At 69.4% G+C, this 19,032-nt stretch carries 17 protein-coding genes; 7 read left to right on the forward strand and 10 right to left on the reverse strand.

Translation table 11 applies throughout. The features are described from left to right. Positions 1–49 precede the first annotated feature (49 nt). The gene (gene groL / locus ACIPEK_RS18750; protein WP_327273462.1) at positions 50–1,672 is read left to right on the forward strand and encodes a chaperonin GroEL; all 1,623 of its coding nucleotides are present in this window, start codon (positions 50–52) and stop codon (positions 1,670–1,672) included. A gap of 176 nt (positions 1,673–1,848) precedes the next feature. Here the strand turns inward: groL and ACIPEK_RS18755 are convergent, their stop codons facing one another. The 5 genes from ACIPEK_RS18755 to ACIPEK_RS18775 form a co-directional block, all read right to left on the reverse strand. Next, complete coding sequence (locus ACIPEK_RS18755; protein WP_401997141.1) at positions 1,849–2,877, reverse strand: hydroxyacid dehydrogenase; 1,029 nt, start codon at positions 2,875–2,877, stop codon at positions 1,849–1,851. 35 nt (positions 2,878–2,912) lie between these two features. Continuing rightward, a complete protein-coding gene (locus tag ACIPEK_RS18760) occupies positions 2,913–3,767 on the reverse strand; it encodes a carbohydrate ABC transporter permease (RefSeq protein WP_383075927.1) in 855 nt (284 codons plus the stop codon). After that, positions 3,764–4,657, reverse strand: coding sequence for a carbohydrate ABC transporter permease (locus ACIPEK_RS18765; RefSeq protein WP_401997144.1), 894 nt, complete (start codon positions 4,655–4,657; stop codon positions 3,764–3,766). The genes ACIPEK_RS18760 and ACIPEK_RS18765 overlap by 4 nt, the downstream gene beginning before the upstream one ends. Then, on the reverse strand, positions 4,657–5,985 hold the full coding sequence (locus tag ACIPEK_RS18770; protein ID WP_401997147.1) for an ABC transporter substrate-binding protein: 1,329 nt from the start codon (positions 5,983–5,985) through the stop codon (positions 4,657–4,659). The genes ACIPEK_RS18765 and ACIPEK_RS18770 overlap by 1 nt, the downstream gene beginning before the upstream one ends. 196 nt (positions 5,986–6,181) lie before the next feature. Next, positions 6,182–7,279: a substrate-binding domain-containing protein gene (locus ACIPEK_RS18775; protein WP_401997150.1), complete on the reverse strand. Its 1,098-nt coding sequence runs from the start codon at positions 7,277–7,279 to the stop codon at positions 6,182–6,184. Positions 7,280–7,478: 199 nt separating this feature from the next. On the opposite strand from ACIPEK_RS18775, the gene ACIPEK_RS18780 reads away from it, so the two are divergent. Continuing rightward, complete coding sequence (locus ACIPEK_RS18780; RefSeq protein WP_401997153.1) at positions 7,479–9,008, forward strand: right-handed parallel beta-helix repeat-containing protein; 1,530 nt, start codon at positions 7,479–7,481, stop codon at positions 9,006–9,008. 30 nt (positions 9,009–9,038) lie between these two features. On the opposite strand, the gene ACIPEK_RS18785 is transcribed toward ACIPEK_RS18780, so the two are convergent. Both ACIPEK_RS18785 and ACIPEK_RS18790 read right to left on the reverse strand, forming a co-directional pair. Next, entirely contained in the window at positions 9,039–9,812 is a 774-nt protein-coding gene (locus ACIPEK_RS18785) for an SDR family NAD(P)-dependent oxidoreductase (protein WP_383075918.1), read from the reverse strand. A gap of 35 nt (positions 9,813–9,847) precedes the next feature. Beyond that, positions 9,848–10,522, reverse strand: coding sequence for an MOSC domain-containing protein (locus ACIPEK_RS18790; RefSeq protein ID WP_383075967.1), 675 nt, complete (start codon positions 10,520–10,522; stop codon positions 9,848–9,850). A gap of 90 nt (positions 10,523–10,612) precedes the next feature. On the opposite strand from ACIPEK_RS18790, the gene ACIPEK_RS18795 reads away from it, so the two are divergent. Then, positions 10,613–11,503 (forward strand): LysR family transcriptional regulator, encoded by an 891-nt coding sequence (locus ACIPEK_RS18795; RefSeq protein WP_401997156.1) that lies wholly within the window; start codon positions 10,613–10,615, stop codon positions 11,501–11,503. Positions 11,504–11,590: 87 nt separating this feature from the next. Here ACIPEK_RS18795 and ACIPEK_RS18800 read toward each other — a convergent pair whose 3' ends face one another. Further along, complete coding sequence (locus ACIPEK_RS18800; protein WP_093893461.1) at positions 11,591–11,926, reverse strand: WhiB family transcriptional regulator; 336 nt, start codon at positions 11,924–11,926, stop codon at positions 11,591–11,593. Between the two features lie 413 nt (positions 11,927–12,339). Here ACIPEK_RS18800 and ACIPEK_RS18805 point away from each other — a divergent pair, with 413 nt between their 5' ends. From ACIPEK_RS18805 to ACIPEK_RS18820, 4 genes are all read left to right on the forward strand, one after another. Continuing rightward, positions 12,340–12,951, forward strand: coding sequence for a response regulator transcription factor (locus ACIPEK_RS18805; protein ID WP_003948568.1), 612 nt, complete (start codon positions 12,340–12,342; stop codon positions 12,949–12,951). A 297-nt stretch (positions 12,952–13,248) separates the two neighbouring features. Further along, positions 13,249–13,824 (forward strand): sigma-70 family RNA polymerase sigma factor, encoded by a 576-nt coding sequence (locus ACIPEK_RS18810; RefSeq protein ID WP_401997346.1) that lies wholly within the window; start codon positions 13,249–13,251, stop codon positions 13,822–13,824. A 128-nt stretch (positions 13,825–13,952) separates the two neighbouring features. Further along, entirely contained in the window at positions 13,953–15,455 is a 1,503-nt protein-coding gene (guaB, locus tag ACIPEK_RS18815; RefSeq protein WP_401997160.1) for an IMP dehydrogenase, read from the forward strand. 105 nt (positions 15,456–15,560) lie between these two features. Then, entirely contained in the window at positions 15,561–16,685 is a 1,125-nt protein-coding gene (locus tag ACIPEK_RS18820; protein WP_072486665.1) for a GuaB3 family IMP dehydrogenase-related protein, read from the forward strand. Positions 16,686–16,760: 75 nt separating this feature from the next. Here ACIPEK_RS18820 and ACIPEK_RS18825 read toward each other — a convergent pair whose 3' ends face one another. Both ACIPEK_RS18825 and ACIPEK_RS18830 read right to left on the reverse strand, forming a co-directional pair. Then, positions 16,761–17,360 (reverse strand): hypothetical protein, encoded by a 600-nt coding sequence (locus ACIPEK_RS18825; RefSeq protein WP_401997162.1) that lies wholly within the window; start codon positions 17,358–17,360, stop codon positions 16,761–16,763. Positions 17,361–17,491: 131 nt separating this feature from the next. Beyond that, a complete protein-coding gene (locus tag ACIPEK_RS18830; RefSeq protein ID WP_383973959.1) occupies positions 17,492–18,754 on the reverse strand; it encodes a nucleotide sugar dehydrogenase in 1,263 nt (420 codons plus the stop codon). Positions 18,755–19,032 lie beyond the last annotated feature (278 nt).

A 19,032-nucleotide genomic window follows, 5' to 3' on the forward strand; every position in this document is an offset into this window, starting at 1 on the left:
AGCCGGGTGGCCGGGGGCGCAGTTCGTTTGAGAGGAAAGCTCAGCTGCCATGGCGAAGATTCTGAAGTTCGACGAGGACGCCCGTCGCGCCCTTGAGCGCGGCGTCAACAAGCTTGCCGACACGGTCAAGGTGACGATCGGCCCCAAGGGCCGCAACGTCGTCATCGACAAGAAGTTCGGCGCTCCCACCATCACCAACGACGGTGTCACCATCGCGCGCGAGGTCGAGCTCGACGACCCGTACGAGAACCTCGGTGCCCAGCTGGTGAAGGAGGTGGCGACCAAGACCAACGACGTGGCGGGTGACGGTACGACCACCGCCACCGTGCTGGCCCAGGCGCTCGTCCGCGAGGGTCTGCGCAACGTCGCCGCGGGTGCTTCCCCGGCCGCCCTGAAGAAGGGCATCGACGCCGCGGTCAAGGCCGTGTCCGAGGAGCTCCTCGCGACCGCCCGACCGATCGACGACAAGAGCGACATCGCCGCCGTGGCCGCGCTCTCCGCGCAGGACCCGCAGGTCGGCGAGCTCATCGCGGACGCGATGGACAAGGTCGGCAAGGACGGTGTCATCACCGTCGAGGAGTCCAACACCTTCGGTCTGGACCTCGACTTCACCGAGGGCATGGCCTTCGACAAGGGCTACCTGTCCCCGTACATGGTGACCGACCAGGAGCGTATGGAGGCCGTCCTCGACGACCCGTACATCCTGATCCACCAGGGCAAGATCGGCGCGATCCAGGAGCTGCTCCCGCTGCTGGAGAAGGTCATCCAGGCCGGTGGCTCCAAGCCGCTGCTGATCATCGCCGAGGACGTCGAGGGCGAGGCGCTGTCGACCCTCGTCGTCAACAAGATCCGTGGCACCTTCAACGCCGTCGCGGTGAAGGCCCCGGGCTTCGGTGACCGCCGCAAGGCCATGCTCGGCGACATCGCCACCCTCACCGGTGCGACCGTCATCGCCGAGGAGGTCGGCCTCAAGCTCGACCAGGCCGGTCTGGACGTGCTGGGCACCGCCCGCCGCGTCACCGTCTCCAAGGACGACACGACGATCGTGGACGGCGGCGGCGAGCCCGGCGACGTCAAGGGCCGGGTCAACCAGATCAAGGCCGAGATCGACGCCACGGACTCCGACTGGGACCGCGAGAAGCTCCAGGAGCGCCTCGCGAAGCTGGCCGGCGGCGTGTGCGTGATCCGTGTCGGTGCCGCCACCGAGGTGGAGCTCAAGGAGAAGAAGCACCGTCTGGAGGACGCCATCTCCGCGACCCGCGCCGCGGTCGAGGAGGGCATCGTCTCCGGTGGTGGCTCCGCTCTGGTCCACGCCGTCAAGGTTCTTGAGGGCAACCTCGACAAGACCGGCGACGAGGCCACCGGTGTCGCGGTCGTGCGCCGCGCCGCCGTCGAGCCGCTGCGCTGGATCGCCGAGAACGCCGGCCTCGAGGGTTACGTCATCACCTCGAAGGTCTCCGAGCTCGACAAGGGCCAGGGCTTCAACGCCGCGACCGGCGAGTACGGCGACCTGGTGAAGGCCGGCGTCATCGACCCGGTCAAGGTCACCCGCTCCGCGCTGGAGAACGCCGCGTCCATCGCGTCGCTGCTGCTCACGACCGAGACGCTGGTCGTCGAGAAGCCGGCCGAGGAAGAGGCCGAGGCCGGTCACGGTCACGGCCACTCGCACTAGCGTGTAGCTCGGACAGCCACTGAGGCCCGGTACCCCGTCTCGCGGGGTACCGGGCCTCAGAGGTGCCCGGCCAGGCGTTGAGCGATGGTGGTGTCCGCCGTGCGTGGTGCGGGTCGCTCGTTCTCGCAGACGTGGATTCCGCGTCGGGAAAGGGCGGGCAGGGGACAACGCCCCCGTCACGCCGAGCGCGGCAGCGCCCCCGCCCGGACCGGGTCCGCGAAGGGCAGGCCGGCCGCGAACCGCTCCATCTCGTCCAGCGCCTGGTCGGCCATCCGGTGCAGCTCATCGCCCAGCGAACCCGCGACATGCGGAGTGAGCAGCACATTCGGCAGGTCGTACAACGGTGAGTGCGCAGGCGGAAGTTCGGGCTCCGTCACATCCAGCACCGCGTGCAGCCGCCCGGTGGTCAGCTCGGGCAGCAGCGCCTCCTCGTCGATCAGCGATCCCCGCGCCGTGTTGATCAGCGTCGCCCCGGGCGCCATGGCCGACAGCTGCGCGGCGCCGATCATGTGGTGCGTCTCCGGGAGCTGCGGCGCGTGCACGGATACGACCGAGCTGCTCGCGCACAGCTCGTCGAGCGAGGTGAGCCGTACACCGAGCCGCGCCGCCTCCGGACCGTCCACGTACGGGTCGTACAGCAGGACGTCCAGGTCGAAGGGTCGCAGCAGCTCGATCACGCGCCGGCCGATACGGGAGGCGCCGACGATGCCGACCGTACGGCGGTAGTTGCCAAAGCCGTCGAGCTCCGCGAGCCAGTCGTGATCGGCGCGCAGGGCGCGATAGCGATCCGCGGAGTGCAGGATGCGCTTGCCCGCGAAGAGGATCGCGGCGAGCGTGAATTCGGCCACCGGCAGCGCGTTGGCCCCGGCTGCCGAGGTGACGGCGATCCCGCGCTCCCAGCAGGCGTCGGTGATGTGGTGCTTCACGGAACCGGCCGCGTGCACCACGGCCCGCAGCCGGGGTGCGGCCGCCAGCACCTCGGCGGTGAGCGGCGTCGCACCCCAGCAGGTGAACAGCACCTCGGCATCGGCGAGCGCGGAGGCCACCTCGGGCGTCGGGTCGGCCAGGTCGTGGGCGACGAGGTGCGGGTCGGTGCGGGTGAGGGTCGCCAGCCGGGTGCGGTGGCGGTCGGCGAGGAGGCGTCCGGCGATGCCGGGGCCCATCGCGAGCAGGGCCGTCGGCCGGTTGTCAGTGGCGTGGGGCATGGTGGAACTCGTACTCCTCAGGTCTCGCGTGAGAGTCACTTGACGCTGCCGGCGGTCAGACCGGCCTTCCAGTGCCGCTGCAGCGAGACGAAGGCGACGATCAGGGGGATGACGGCGAGGAGGGAGCCGGTGACGACGAGCGGATAGAAGCTCGGCTCGCCGTGGGTGTTGGTGTTCCAGGAGTACAGACCGAGGCTCAGCGGGAAGAGCTTGCGGTCCGAGAGCATCACGAGCGGGAGGAAGAAGTTGTTCCAGATCGCGGTGAACTGGAAGAGGAAGACGGTCACGAAACCCGGCATGACCATGCGCAGTCCGATGGACCAGAAGACGCGCAGCTCGCCGGCCCCGTCGATACGGGCGGCCTCCAGGGCCTCGTTCGGTATGTAGCCGGTGCTGAACACCCGGGCGAGATACACGCCGAACGGATTGACGAGCACCGGGATCAGCACGGACCAGTAGGTGTTGACCAGGCCGGTCTTGGAGGCCAGGAGGTACATCGGCAGCGCGAGCGCCGTGGTGGGGACGAGCACGCCCATCAGCACGAGGCCGAACAGCTTCTCCTTGCCCCGGAATTCGTACTTGTCGAAGGCGTACCCCGCGGCGACACAGATCAGCGAACAGACGATCGCCCCGCCGCCCGCGTAGAAGAGGCTGTTGAGGTACCAGCGGAAGTAGACGCCGTCGCCGTAGGAGGCCAGGTTCGACAGGTTCTCGCCGAGGTTGAAGCCCTCGAAGGAGAAGGCGTTGCCCGCGAGCAGACCGCCGGTGTCCTTCGTGGCGGCGGTGACCAGCCAGACGAGGGGGAAGAGCATGTAGAGGACGGCGAGCAGAAGGAAGCCGTTGACCGCGGTCTTCGACATCCAGCGGCCGCGGGAGGCGGGGGAGTTCATGCTTTCTTGCCCTTCCGGCCGGTGAAGCGGGTGACGACGAAGGACAGCAGCGCGGCCGTGAGCGCCAGCAGGATGGAGGCCGCCGCGGCGAGACCGTAGTCGTTGCGCTCGAAGGCCGCGGTGTACGCGTACATGTTCGGCGTCCAGGTGGAGGAGACGGCGGAACCGGTCCCCTTGTTGAGGATCAGCGGTTCGGTGAACAGCTGGAGCGAGCCGATGACGGTGAACAGCGCGACCATCACGACCGAGGCGCGGATCAGCGGGACCTTGATGCTGAGTGCGACGCGCCAGGCACCGGCCCCGTCGACCGTGGCCGCTTCGAGTACGGAGCGGTCGATCGCCTGCAACGCGGCATAGAAGATCACCATGTTGTAGCCGAGCCACTCCCACAGAGCGATGTTGACGATGGAGGGGAGGGCGCCCTCGGGGGAGAAGAAGTCGAAGCCGATTCCGCCGGACTCCATGGCGCTGACCACCGGGCTGAGCTGGGGTGTGTAGAGGTAGACCCAGATCAGCGCGGCGATGATGCCGGGCACGGCGTGCGGCAGGAAGAGCGCGAGCTGGAAGAAGCGGCGCGCGCGGGCCAGTGCGGAGTCCAGCAGCAGGGCGAGGGCGAGGGCCCCGATGAGCAGCAGCGGAATGTAGAACAGGCAGTATCCGAGGAGTACGCCGAAGCCCTCGCGGAACGCCCGGTCGCCCAGGGCCGCCGTGTAGTTGTCGAGTCCGCTGAAGACGGTCTCGGTGCCGCCGAAGCCCAGGCCGGACTGTTTCTCGGTGAACAGGCTGAGCCAGACCGCGTATCCGATCGGCAGCACCATGACCACGGTGAACAGTACGAAGAAGGGCCCCAGCAGGATGGCGGCGGCTCTGGTCGTCCGGGCGCGCTTCATCAGCCTGCGTCCTCGACCTTCAGACCGCGCTTCTTCAGCTCGGCGACCGTGGCGTCGTGCCCGGCCTTCACCGCGTCCTTGATGGTGGTGCCGCCGCTGGCGACCTTGCCGAACTGGTCCTTGATGGTGGTGTTCGTCGTGCCGGTCGTCGGGCCCCAGTTCCAGTCCGGGCCGATGGACGTCGCGGCGCCCTCGAACACCTGGTAGATGTCCTCGCCGCCGTAGAAGCCGGCGTCGAAGGACTTCTTCGCCACCGGGCGCAGCGCCGCCGCGGCCGGGAAGGCGCTCGAAGTTCCGGACCCGATCCGGGCCTTGACGCCTTCCTCGGTGGTCGACATCCAGGTGGCGAACTCGACCGCGGCCTTCGCCTTCTTGCTGGTCTTCGTCACCGCGAAGGTGGAGCCGCCGAGCATGCCGCTGGCCGGCTTGCCGTCCCAGCTGGGCATCGGGGCGACGGCCCACTTGCCGCTCTGCTCGGGCAGCGTGCCCTTGAGGACGCCCGCGCCCCAGGCGGCGCCGAGGTAGCCGACGGTGCCGCCGTTCTTCAGGGAGTTGGTCCACTCGGGGCTGAACGAGGCGTTGGCGCGGATCAGGTCGTCGTCGAGCAGGCCCTGCCAGTAGTCGGCGACCTTGTTGGTGGCCGCGTCGGCCGTGCTGACCTTCCAGGTGTCGCCCTCGGGCTTGTACCACTGGGCGCCGGCCTGCCAGGCCATCGCCTGGAACGTGGTCGGGTCATCGGGGAAGAAGGTGCCGATGCGGGCCTTCTTGTCGGCCTTCTTGATCTTCTCGGCGGCCTTGCGGAACTCGTCCCAGGTCTTGGGGACCTCGACGCCGTACTTCTCGAACAGGTCCTTGCGGTAGTAGAAGGACTGCGGCGAGGCGTCGAACGGGACGGCCCAGTTCTTGCCGCCGAGCGTCGTCAGCTCGACCGCCTGCGGCAGCAGCTTCTTCTTGATGTCGTCGGTGAAGTACTGGCCGATGTCCTGGAGCGCGCCCTGACTGACGTACTCCGGAAGCTGCGGGTACTCGATGGAGACCAGATCGGGGGCGTTGCCCGCCTTCACCGCGTTGGAGATCTTGGCGTAGCCGCCCGCGTTGCCGGACGGGATCTCCTCGTACACCACCTTGATGTTCTTGTGCGAGGCGTTGAACGCGTCAACGACCTCCTTGGACCCCTTGGTCCAGCCCCAGAAGGTGATGCTGACGGGCTTGCCGTCGCTTCCGGCAGCGGCACTGTCGTCGCCGCTGCCGCCACAGGCCGTGAGAACGGCGAGGGCGGTGGCGGCGCCGACTACGGCGAGGGACGTTCTGCTCGAACTGCGGCTCACAGCGAGGCTCCTGAACAGGCGACGACATTGGCGTTGGCCGTGATCCTTGGACCAGCCGTGACCGAAGTCAAGAGCGAAAGAGCGATTGATCGAAAAAAGATCAGATAAGTTACGTACGGAAGCGGGCGGAATGCCCCGCGGGAGGGGGTCGCGAGGCCGCGAGGACGCCTGCTTCACGCCGGCTTCAACGCCTGCTTCATCGCCTACGAGAGGGGCGCTCTCCGCACGAGTCCCGGACCCGCAGCTGCGGGAGCAGCGTCAGATGACGCCGGGGCATGTCCGCGCCCTGGCCGAGCCGCTCCACCAGCAGTTCCGTCGCATGACGGCCCACTTCGCGCTTGGGCGGTGCCACCGCCGTGAGCGGGGTGTCCGCGAGGGCCGCCACCTCGTCGTCGTACGCGATCAGCGCCAGATCCTCCGGCACCCGTACGCCCAGCTCGGCCAGGCGCTGCACCACCTGGATCGCGTCCACGTCGTTGTGGATCAGCGCTGCCGTCGCCACCCCCGAGTGGACCGCCTCACGCAGTGCCTGCACGGCCTGTTCGAACGCGTCCGGAGCGAGTTCGGCCGGTACGGAATCGATCACGTCCTGCGGTGCGCGCAGTCCGAGCACGGCCAGGGCCTCCTCGTACCCGGAGCGCACCGCGACGGCGGTCGGGGAGTCCGCCCGGGCCATCAGCAGCGGCGCCCCGTGCCCGAGATCCACCAGGTGGCGTACGGCGAGCAGCACCCCGTGCGCATGGTCCGAGCAGACCCGGTCCAGGCGGTCCAGCGGGGATCCCGCGGTGGGCCTGCGCTCCAGCAGGACGGTCGGCACGGGCAGCGAGGCGATCCAGCCGCCGAACGCGGCGGGGTCGCCGGGGTGCTGCCAGCCCGGCGCGACCAGCAGCCCCTCGGCGCCCGCGGAGAGCAGGCCCTCGGTGCGGGCGTGGTCCTCCTGCGGCCGGTAGTCGGAGATCCGCAGGATCAGCCGGGCACCCGCCCTGGCTGCGGCCTCGTGTGCCCCACGGATGACCTCGGCGAAGTAGTAGGTCGACGAGGGCGCGAGCATGCCGAGGACCAGGCCGGTGCCGGTGCCGCCGGGCCCCGCCGCGGCGGGGGCGGCGTTCTGCGGCCAGGACACCGAGCCGTGGACCCGGTCGAGCAGGCCCCGGCCGGCCAGCTCCTCCACGTCCCGGCGCACCGTGACGGGCGAGACCCCCAGCTGCGAGGCCAGGTCCGAGACCCGGGCCGAGCCCCTTTCCCGGACCAGCCCCAGCAGGCGGTCATGACGTTCAGCAGCACTTTCGCGCACGGCAGCAGTCCCCTCGCAGTGTGTGGCCCGGCCCCCGGTCCGGCCGGTGCCGGGGCCCGTTGTCCGACCCTAGACCAACGTGATCGAACGATGGGAGTTTCGATCATTCAAACGCAATCCATTGACGTTCGATCAATCCGAGTCCAGGATTCCGGCGATGCCGACTCGTCCCGTCCCTGACTGTTCGTACGGAGGAATTGTGAGACATCGCGTCACCGCTGCGACGCTCGCGGCCCTGACTGCCGCCGCCGGTCTGACCGTTGCCGGCCAGAGCGCCGCACAGGCCGCACCCACCGGCCGTACCTTCCACGTCGACTGCACAGCCGCCCCGGCCGACGCCACCGGCAGCAAGCAGCACCCCTGGACCACGCTCGCCGAGGCCAACGCGCACACCTACGGCCCCGGCGACCGGCTGCTCTTCAAACGCGGCGCCACCTGCACCGGCACCCTCGCCCCCAAGGGCACCGGCTCCGCCCGCGCACCGTTCACCATCGCCGACTACGGCAACGGCCCGGCCCGCGCCGAGCTGGACGGCGCCGGCGCGCACGATGTCGTGCTGCTCTCCAACATGCAGTACGTGCACCTCAAGGCCCTGGAGATCACCAACGCCGACAACCCCGGCGGCGAACGCAACGGCGTCCGCCTCCGCCTCACCGACTACGGCACCGCCCGCGGCTTCGACATCTCCGGCCTCTACATCCACGATGTGCGCGGCGGCGACTACAAGACGGTGTCCGGCTCCAGCGCGATCCACATCGCGGTCGAGGGCAAGGCGAAGGCGAGCCGGTACGACGGCCTGGACATCGGGCACAACCGCATCGAGGACGTCGACCGCGAGGGCATCTACTTCAAGTCGACCTTCTCCAAGCGTGATCTGGTCGGCCAGCAGCAGGACCCGAACGTCTACCCGGGGGAGTGGACGCCGAGCACCGGAGTCCGCATCCACCACAACACGCTGAAGTCCCTGGCCGGCGACGGCATGAAGCTCGACACCACCAGTGGCGCCCGCGTCGACCACAACCGGGTCGACGGCTTCCAGCTGCGCTCGCCCTCCGCCAACGCGGGCATCTGGACCTTCAACACCGACGACACGACCGTCGAGTACAACGAGGTCTCGGGCGGCGGCAACACCCACGACGGGATGTCCTTCGACGCCGACGGCGCCTCGCAGAACACGGTCTTCCAGTACAACTACAGCCACGACAACAAGGGCGGCTTCCTGCTGATCTGCCCGTACAGCGGCGCCAAGACCATCGGCACGGTCGCCCGCTACAACGTCAGCCGCAACGACGGGGCCCGCCTGATCCAGAACTGCTGGGGCCCGATCCTCGGCACGGAGATCTACCACAACACCTTCCACAACAAGGAGCAGATCCCCGGCTACCTCGTCCAGGACGACGCCGGCAGCCCCGCCACCACCCAGCACGAACTTTCCATCCGGAACAACATCTTCGTGAGCGAGGGCACCGGCGGCTACGCCTTCAAGAACCCGACACCCGGGCTCTCCTTCGACCACAACGCCTTCTACGGCATCGACATGACCCGCCCCGACCCCGGCGGCATCACCGCCGATCCGAAGCTCCGGCCCGACTTCCGGCTCGGTGCGGGCTCTCCCGCCCTCGCCGCCGGAGCCGTCATCGAGAACAACGGCGGCAAGGACTACTTCGGCAACGAGCTGAAGCCCGGCGCCCCCAACATCGGCGCCTACGCGGGCCCCGGGGTGAGGTAACAGCCGGCAACCGCCCACCCGGTAACCCACTCACTGTGGCCCGTACTTGCGGCCTGTCTTGGAGGTCACCCCTCCGAGCAGGCCGCGCGGCGTCACCTTCACGAGCCCCATCAACGCCTTGTACCGCGGGTCCGGGATCGAGACCGACCTGCCGCGTGCCAGATCCGCCAGGGCGGCCGCCACCAGCTTGTCCGCGTCGAGCCACATCCAGCCCGGAATGTTGCCTGTCCCCATCCCGGCCCGCTCGTGGAACTCCGTCCGCACGAAGCCGGGGCACAGCGCCATCAGCCGCACCCCCGAACCGGCCAGGTCCTTCGCCGCGCCCTGGGTGAACTGCACGACCCAGGCCTTGGACGCGCCGTACGTCCCGCGCGGCACGAACGCCGCCACCGAGGCCACATTGACGACCCCGCCCCGCCCGCGCTCCCGCATCCCGGCCGCGGCCGCCGAGGTCAGCCGCAGCACCGCCTCGCAGTGCACCTTCAGCATGTTCAGCTCATCGGCCATGGGCACATCCAGATAGCGGCCCCTGTTGCCGAACCCGGCATTGTTGACCAGCAGATCGACCGGCTGGTGACGATCCGTCAACCGGGCCTCGACCGCGGCGATCCCCTTGTCCTCGGACAGGTCGGCCGTCAGCACCTCGGCCTCGATGCCGTGCCGGTCGTGCAGTTCGGTCGCCTGCTCGCGCAGCCGCTCGGTGTTGCGCGCCACCAGCACCAGGTTGTGCCCATCGGCCGCGAGCCGCCGCGCGAATGCGGCTCCGATCCCTGCGGTCGCGCCCGTAATCAGTGCAGTCGTCATACGCGGCACGTTAGTGCCTGTCCGGCACACCGTGATCAGTCGTCCGCCGCCTCCTTCTCCACGTACTTCAGAGCGGCACGCAGCGACTCGGGATGCAGCGCGTCCCGCGCCGGAAGCAGCTTCGGGAGCAGCTCCCGGCGCGTCGTCGAGGCCAGGAAGTCCAGCTCCACGGTGACGTCGTGGTCCGGCCGGTGCACGATCTCGACCGGGTCCCCGGAGCGGATCTCGCCCGGCTCGATCACCCGCAGGTAGGCGCCCGGGGCAGCCGCCTGTGTGAACCGCTTGACCCAGCGCTTCTCATCGACATGGCCGGCGAACGTACGGCAGGGAATCCGGCTCGACGTGACCTCCAGGACCAGGTCGGGGCCGATCCGCCAGCGCTCACCGATCCTCGCGCCGCTCACGTCCAGACCGCTGGTCGTCAGGTTCTCGCCGAACGTGCCGTTGGCCAGCGGGCGGCCGAGCTCCCGCTCCCAGACGTCGAGTTCCTCGCGGGCGAATGCGTACACGGCCTGGTCGGAGCCGCCGTGGTGGCGCAGATCGCACACCGCGTCCCCGGCCAGGCCACTGCCGCCGGTGCCCTTGGGGCCGGGGTCGGTGACGCGTACGGAGCCGTCGGCCGGCTGCTTGTCGATCCCGGTCGCGCCGCCGGGGGCGTCGGTGTAGTCGACGGCCTCGGGCCGTCCCACGTTCACAGTCAGCACCTTCATCGGCTTCATGCGTAGAACGCTAACCACTCCGCCCCCAAAGATGCATGTCAATAACTCGCATGCAATCCAAGAGTCGCTTATGGTTGAAGTGTGATCGAAGCCCGTCATCTCCGTGTCCTGCGCGCCGTGGCCGCCACCGGTTCGTTCTCCGCCGCCGCCCGCGAACTGGGCTGCACCCAGCCGGCGGTCAGCCAGCAGATGAAGGCCCTGGAAGCCTCTGCGGGGACCACCCTGCTGATCCGTACGGGACGCGAGATGCGGCTCACCCAGGCGGGCGAGGCCCTCGTCCGGCACGCCTCCGGAATCCTCGCCGGGCTCATCGCCGCCGAGGAGGAGGTCGCCGCGATCGCCGGGCTGCGGGCCGGCCGGGTCCGGCTCGTCTCGTTCCCCAGCGGCAGCTCCACGCTGGTCCCCGGCGCCCTCGCGGCGCTGCGCGCGGCCCATCCCGGCACCCGGGTCTCCCTGGTCGAGGCCGAGCCGCCGCGTTCGGTCGAGATGCTGCGCGAGGGTGACTGCGACATCGCGCTGGCGTTCCGTTACGGCGCCTCCGGCGCGGAGTGGGACGACCTGGTCGTACGCCCGCTGCTCACCGACCGGCTGATCGGCCTGGTCCCCGAGGGGCACCGGCTGGCCGGTTCGGCTGCCGTCGGCATCGCCGAGCTGGCCGACGAGTCGTGGATCGCGGGCTGCCCGCGCTGCCGCCGTCAGCTGGTGGAGGTCTGCGAGGAGTCCGGCTTCACGCCCCGGATCGACTTCGCCACCGACGACTACCCGGCAGTGATCGGCCTGGTCGGCGCCGGTCTGGGGGTGGCCGTACTGCCGGAGCTGGCGATCGAGTCGGTACGTCCCAAGGGGGCCCGCACGGTGACGGTGGAGCCGGCCATCGAGCGCGAGATCGTCGCCCTGACCCTGCCCGACCTGGCCCAGGTGCCGGCGGTTGCGGCCACCCTCGACCGGCTGACCCTGGCGGCCGCCCGCTGAGCTGGGCCTGCCTGTAGCCCGGCCCCCCTCGGTGGCCGGGTGAAATGCGGAAACGTTTTTGTATTTGTTGTGCCGGACGGGGTGGGATCAGCCGTGCCCCGACGGGGACGGAAGGCCCGACGGCGCCGCTGCCGCGATCAGCCGGTTGCGGGCCCGTCCCATGAGCTCCTCGCGTTCGTCCTCGGTCAGCCCGCCCCACACTCCGTAGGGCTCTCGCACCGCCAGAGCGTGTGCTGCGCACTCGGCACGTACCGGGCATCGCATACAGACCTCTTTCGCCGAGTTCTCGCGGGCGCTCCGTGCCGCCCCGCGTTCACCCTCCGGGTGGAAGAACAGCGAGCTGTCGACCCCGCGGCAGGCCGCCAACAGCTGCCAGTCCCACAGATCGGCGTTGGGTCCGGGAAGCCGGGAGAAATCTGCCATTGCTTGTCCCCTCGAAACCATGCTGAGTCGGAATCGTCGTTGTCGTCCGTTGTTGACCGTGCCCATGACATTTACATCTACGGTGTAAGTAGATGTAAATATGACTGATTGCGAATCTAGCCACAGACACCAGTAAAAGGGAAGAAAACCCGCCAAATAGGGCATATTTTGACGTGAAGTTTCGGTTGACGGTTGGATGATTCGTGCCGCTCTCCTCTGTGCACGGGTCCTCACGTAGAGTGCCGAACCCGGCCGTCCGACCCGTAACTCTTTCGAGTGACCATCGTTGAGAGGGCGGAGGCGGTTGACAGAAAAAGCGATCGGGCAGATGTCCGAGAGCGTCAACCGCTCAGGTGACGACTTGTAACAGCCTGGAGGCTCAAGGTGACGCGCATCAGCTGCGGAGGACGGTCATGACATCCGTCCTCGTCTGCGACGACTCCCCGCTTGCCCGAGAAGCGCTCCGTCGCGCGGTCGCGACCGTGCCCGGCGTCGAGCGTGTGACGACGGCGGCCAACGGCGAGGAAGTCCTCCGCCGCTGGGGCGCCGACCGTTCGGATCTGATTCTGATGGACGTACGCATGCCCGGTCTGGGGGGTGTGGAGACGGTCCGGCGGCTGCTCTCCGCCGACCCCGGCGCCAGGATCATCATGCTGACCGTCGCCGAGGACCTGGACGGTGTCGCGCTCGCGGTCGCCGCCGGTGCCCGCGGCTATCTGCACAAGGACGCCTCCCGCGCGGAGTTGCGGGCCACCGTCACTCAGGCGCTGGCCGATCCGACGTGGCGGCTCGCCCCCCGCCGGCTGCGGTCGGCCGAGATGGGTGCGGCGCCGACGCTCACCGCGCGTGAGATCCAGGTGCTCGAAGGCATGAGTCACGGCCGCTCGAACGCCGAGATCGGCCGTGAGCTGTTCCTCTCCGAGGACACGGTGAAGACGCACGCCAGGCGTCTGTTCAAGAAGCTCGGCGCCTCGGACCGGGCGCATGCCGTGGCGCTCGGCTTCCGCTGGGGCCTGGTCCGCTGAGGACCGGCCATGGCCGGAAGTCGATCGATTCCCCGTCCGCACACCGGCGGACGGGGCGATGTGACCGACGTGCGCGGGGTGGGCTCCGCCCCGCTGGTGGAGCCCGCCGCGCCGGCGGTATGTGACGCTTCCCGGCCGATGCCGCATCCTTGAGATGTGGAGTTCCTCGGGAACGATTCGGTCGAGCGGAAGGGGAGGGCGCAGGACATGACTTCCGGCGCACCCGCTCATAACGCTTCGGTGCACAACTACGGACGCGGCGGCACGGATGACGCGGCTCCGGGGCACCATGGTCCGATGCGCGACGACGAGACGACGGTGATCGGTGCACTGGTGCACCGTGCTGTCGAGGGCGACGCGCAGGCCACTCATGATCTGCTGGCCTATGTCCACCCCTTGGCGCTGCGCTACTGCAGGTCCCGGCTGAACCGGCTGCCCGGTGATGCTCGCCACTTCGTGGAGGACCTGGCGCAGGAGGTCTGTGTCGCGGTGCTGATGGCTCTGCCGCGCTACAAGGACACCGGCAGACCCTTCGAAGCCTTCGTCTTCGCCATCGCGGGCCACAAGGTCGCCGATCTCCAGCGGGCCGCCATGCGGCACCCGGGATCGACGGCCGTGCCCTCCGACGAGATGCCCGAGCGGCCGGACGATTCGCTCGGGCCCGAGGAGCGCGCGCTGCTCAGCAGCGATGCGGCCTGGGCCAAGAAGCTTCTTGCCAACCTCCCGGACAACCAGCGTGAGCTGCTCGTTCTGCGGGTGGCGGTCGGCCTGACCGCCGAGGAGACCGGGCAGATGCTGGGCATGTCTCCGGGTGCGGTCCGGGTCGCCCAGCACCGGGCGCTCAGCAGGCTGAGGGCCCTCGCGGAGCAGTGAGCCGGGCCCTGTCCTGGTTCTGTACGAAGCTACAGAACCTCTAGGTGATCTTGCTCGTGGAATGAGACACCCCCGGAGGCCGTTAGCATGGACATCCGCACCGATCAAGGCCATTTGGGGAAGGTGTCATGACTGCAAACGTCGACGGAGTGCCCGAGAAATTCGCGACGCTCGGGCTGACATACGACGACGTGCTGCTGCTGCCCGGCGCGTCCGACATGACGCCCGACCAGATCGACACCTCCTCGTACATCTCCAAGAACGTGCGGGTGAACATCCCGCTGCTCTCCGCCGCGATGGACAAGGTCACCGAGGCCCGCATGGCGATCGCCATGGCCCGGCAGGGTGGCGCGGGTGTGCTGCACCGCAACCTCTCCATCGCCGACCAGGCCAACCAGGTCGACCTGGTGAAGCGCTCCGAGTCCGGCATGGTCACCGACCCGATCACGGTGCACCCGGACGCGACGCTGCGCGACGCCGACGAGCTGTGTGCCAAGTTCCGTATCAGCGGTGTCCCGGTCACCGACGGCGCGGGCAAGCTGCTCGGCATCGTCACCAACCGTGACATGGCCTTCGAGTCGGACCGCACGCGCCAGGTGCGCGAGGTCATGACGCCGATGCCGCTGGTCACCGGCAAGGTCGGCATCTCCGGCGTGGACGCCATGGAGCTGCTGCGCCGCCACAAGATCGAGAAGCTTCCGCTGGTCGACGACGCGGGGGTCCTCAAGGGCCTCATCACCGTCAAGGACTTCGTCAAGGCCGAGCAGTACCCGAACGCCGCCAAGGACAAGGAAGGCCGGCTGCTGGTCGGCGCCGCCGTCGGTGTCGCGGGCGACGCCTACGAGCGGGCCCAGGCGCTCATCGAGGCGGGCGTCGACTTCATCGTCGTCGACACCGCCCACGGTCACTCCCGGCTGGTCGGCGACATGGTCGCCAAGATCAAGTCGAACTCCTCGGTCGACGTCATCGGCGGCAACATCGCCACCCGTGACGGCGCCCAGGCGCTGATCGACGCGGGCGTCGACGGCATCAAGGTCGGCGTGGGCCCCGGCTCCATCTGCACCACCCGCGTCGTCGCCGGCATCGGCGTCCCGCAGGTCACCGCGATCTACGAGGCATCGCTCGCCGCCAAGGAGGCCGGTGTCCCGGTCATCGGTGACGGCGGCCTGCAGTACTCCGGCGACATCGCCAAGGCCCTGGTGGCCGGTGCGGACACCGTGATGCTCGGCTCGCTCCTCGCGGGCTGCGAGGAGTCTCCGGGCGAGCTGCTCTTCATCAACGGCAAGCAGTTCAAGTCCTACCGCGGCATGGGTTCCCTCGCCGCGATGCAGACCCGTGGCGACCGCAAGTCGTTCTCCAAGGACCGCTACTTCCAGGAGGGCGTCGCCTCCGACGAGAAGCTGGTCCCCGAGGGCATCGAGGGCCAGGTCCCCTACCGCGGCCCGCTCTCCGCGGTCGTCCACCAGCTCACCGGCGGTCTGCGCCAGTCGATGTTCTACGTCGGCGGACGCACCGTCCCGGAGCTCCAGGCCAACGGCCGGTTCGTCCGGATCACCTCGGCGGGTCTCAAGGAGAGCCACCCGCACGACATCCAGATGACGGTCGAGGCGCCGAACTACAGCAGGAAGTAACGCAACAGCGCAGCTGAGGGGCGGCCCGGGGTTCCCGGGACCGCCCCTCAGCCGTGTGTCGGGGATACTGGACAACGCAGACGTAGAGGGAAAGGCCACACCATCGTGACTGAGATCGAGATCGGGCGCGGCAAGCGCGGCCGCCGGGCGTACGCATTCGACGACATCGCCGTCGTTCCGAGCCGTCGTACCCGCGACCCGAAGGAGGTCTCGATCGCCTGGCAGATCGACGCCTACCGTTTCGAGCTGCCGTTCCTGGCGGCGCCCATGGACTCCGTGGTCTCCCCGCAGACCGCGATCCGCATCGGTGAGCTGGGCGGCCTCGGCGTCCTCAACCTCGAGGGCCTGTGGACCCGGCACGCCGACCCGCAGCCGCTGCTCGACGAGATCGCCGAGATGCCCGTGGAGTCCGCGACCCGCCGCCTCCAGGAGATCTACTCCGCTCCGATCCAGGAGGAGCTGATCGGGCAGCGCATCAAGGAGGTGCGCGACTCCGGTGTCGTCACCGCCGCCGCCCTCTCCCCGCAGCGCACCGCGCAGTTCTCCAAGGCCGTCGTCGACGCGGGTGTGGACATCTTCGTCATCCGCGGTACGACGGTCTCCGCCGAGCACGTCTCGGGTGCGGCCGAGCCGCTCAACCTCAAGCAGTTCATCTACGAGCTGGACGTCCCGGTGATCGTCGGCGGCTGCGCCACGTACACCGCCGCCCTGCACCTGATGCGTACCGGTGCGGCCGGTGTCCTCGTCGGCTTCGGCGGCGGCGCCGCGCACACCACGCGCAACGTCTTCGGTATCCAGGTCCCGATGGCGACCGCGGTCGCCGATGTGGCCGGGGCCCGGCGCGACTACATGGACGAGTCCGGCGGCCGGTACGTGCACGTGATCGCGGACGGCGGCGTCGGCTGGTCCGGCGACCTGCCGAAGGCCATCGCCTGCGGTGCGGACGCCGTGATGATGGGCTCCCCGCTGGCCCGCGCGACGGACGCGCCGGGCCGCGGCCGCCACTGGGGCATGGAGGCCGTCCACGAGGACGTGCCGCGCGGCAAGCTGGTGGACCTGGGCTCCGTCGGCACGACCGAGGAGGTCCTCACCGGTCCTTCGCACACCCCCGACGGCTCGATGAACATCTTCGGTGCGCTGCGCCGGGCGATGGCGACGACGGGGTACAGCGACCTCAAGGAGTTCCAGCGCGTCGAGGTGACGGTGGCGGACTCGCAGCACCGCCGCTGATCGCTCCCGGCAGCACGGAAGGGGGCCCGGACCGCAGGTGCGGTCCGGGCCCCCTTCTACGTGTCCGGGCAGGCGTTACGCGGCCTTCTTGGCGCCACCGAACGCCGCTGCGGCACCGAGCAGCAGGAAGAGGTACATCTTGAAGCCGGCTCCCTCGCTCCACGCCTTCGTCAGGACGTCGAAGTGGTCGATGAAGAAGCTGGACGCTGACTGGTGAACCAGGTCGGACAAGATGATCGCGATGCCCACGAGCTGGCCGAGGTAGACGGCGCCCACCGACAGAACGGCGCTGACGACGGCAATCACCGGGTTCTGTCCGCCGACCTTGCTCGCCGCGAAGCCGACGAGGAAACCGACGCCGACGGCGATGTAGCCGACCTCGCGCTCGATCGCGCCGGCAATGACCCCGTACAGGAAGGCCGCGACGAGTGCTGTGACCACCGCCGTCAGCAGGCCGAGGCCCAGGTTGCTGCGGGCCGGTGCCGGCGGGGCGAACGGCGCGCCGGCGAACGGGACGCCGGGCTGACCGGGCTGGCCGTACGCGCCGGGCTGCTGGCCCGCGAACGGGTTGCCGGTCGGGGCGGCGGGCTGGCCGGGCTGCTGGCCCGCGTACGGGTTGCCGCCGACGGGCTGGGCGTCGTTCGGCTGGTTCGCCGGTGGCACGGGCTGGCTCATGGTGGGATCCCCCTGGGACGGAAGCGCACGACTGTGCGAGAAGTGACGCCGCAGGCTAGCAGCCGCCTACGACATCGCCCACCGAAATCCTTGGGGGGACTCGTCACCGAAATCCCTTGGGAATCCCTTTCTCACAACCGGTGTGCGGCCCCCGCCGGGGTCGCGCCCCGGGTGTCCAGGAGGAGCTGGGCCTTCACCGCGAGGCCCTGGAGGTCGTACGTACGGTGGTGCTGGAGCAGCACCGTGAGGTCGGCGCTCGATGCCGCCTCGTAGAGCGAGTCGGCGCGCGGGACCGGGAGTTCACGTACCCGCCAGTCCAGGACATGCGGGTCGTGGTAGCCGATCTGGGCGCCCATGTCCATCAGCCGGGTCGCGATCTCCCGGGCGGGGGAGGCCTCCTGGTCGGCGAGGTCCGGCTTGTAGGTGACGCCGAGGAGCAGCACCCGGGCGCCGCGCACGGACTTGCCGTGCTCGTTCAGGAGGGTGGCGCAGCGCTGGATCACGTACTGCGGCATCCGGTCGTTGATCTCCTGGGCGAGCGAGACCATCCGCAAGGGGTGGCCCGGGGTACGGCTGTTGTACGGGAGGTAGCCCGGGTCGACGGGGGCGCCGTGGCCGCCGACGCCGGGGCCCGGACGGAACGGCTGGAAGCCGAAGGGCTTGGTCTCGGCGCATCTGATGACGTCCCAGAGGTCGACGCCGAGATCGTGGCAGAGCACCGCCATCTCGTTGACCAGGGCGATGTTGACGTGCCGGAAGTTGGTCTCCAGGACCTTCGTCATCTCGGCCTCGCGCGGTCCGCGGGCCCGTACGACCTTGTCGGTGAGCCGGCCGTAGAAGGCGGCGGCGGATTCGGTGCAGGCGGGGGTGAGGCCGCCGATGACCTTGGGGGTGTTGGCGTAGACGTGGGTCCTGTTGCCGGGGTCGAGGCGGCTGGGGGAGTAGGCGAGGTGGAAGTCGCGTCCGGCGCGCAGCCCCGAGCCCTCTTCGAGGAGGGGCAGTACATAGCTCTCGGTGGTGCCGGGCTGCACGGCCGATTCCAGCAGGACGGTGGTGTGCGGGCGCAGCCGGGCGGCGAGCGCGCGGGCCGCGTCGCCGACGGCGGTGAGGTCGAGGGTGCGGTCGGCGCCGAGCGGGGTGGGCGCGCAGATCACCGCGGTACGGACCCGGCCCAGTTCGGCCGGGTCCGTGGTGGGCCGGAAACCCCCCGAGAGCATCCGGCGCACGTCCGAGGCGGTGAGCGATCCCTCGACAGGGGTGCGGCCCGCGGAGAGTTCCGCGTAGGCGCGTGGGTCGGTGTCGTAGCCGACGGTCTGGACACCGGCGGCGGCGGCAGCTTGGGCGAGGGGCAGGCCGAGGTGGCCGAGTCCGATGACTGCGAGGTCTGCGGGCATGTGGATGGGCCGTCCTTCCCTTGGACCGACCGGCAGATGGAGGGCGCCACCCTCCGTTTGCCGGTCGGTCCAAGACCATGAGAGCAGAAAGCGCAACCGCTGGGGACAGCGCAATGTCAGACTAGGCGTAAATATGACCTATATGTCGCATTGTGAGGTTCCAGTCGACCTGGTGTTGTCCACAGGCGGTGGCCGAAGTCGTGCACGACGGACAGAATCGAGAGGTGGGCACGGGTCGCCCGACCGCTCGGTCGGGTCGCACCGCGTGTCGGACCACC

The sequence above is a fragment of the Streptomyces sp. NPDC088246 genome, assembly GCF_044741025.1.
GTDB lineage: Bacteria > Actinomycetota > Actinomycetes > Streptomycetales > Streptomycetaceae > Streptomyces.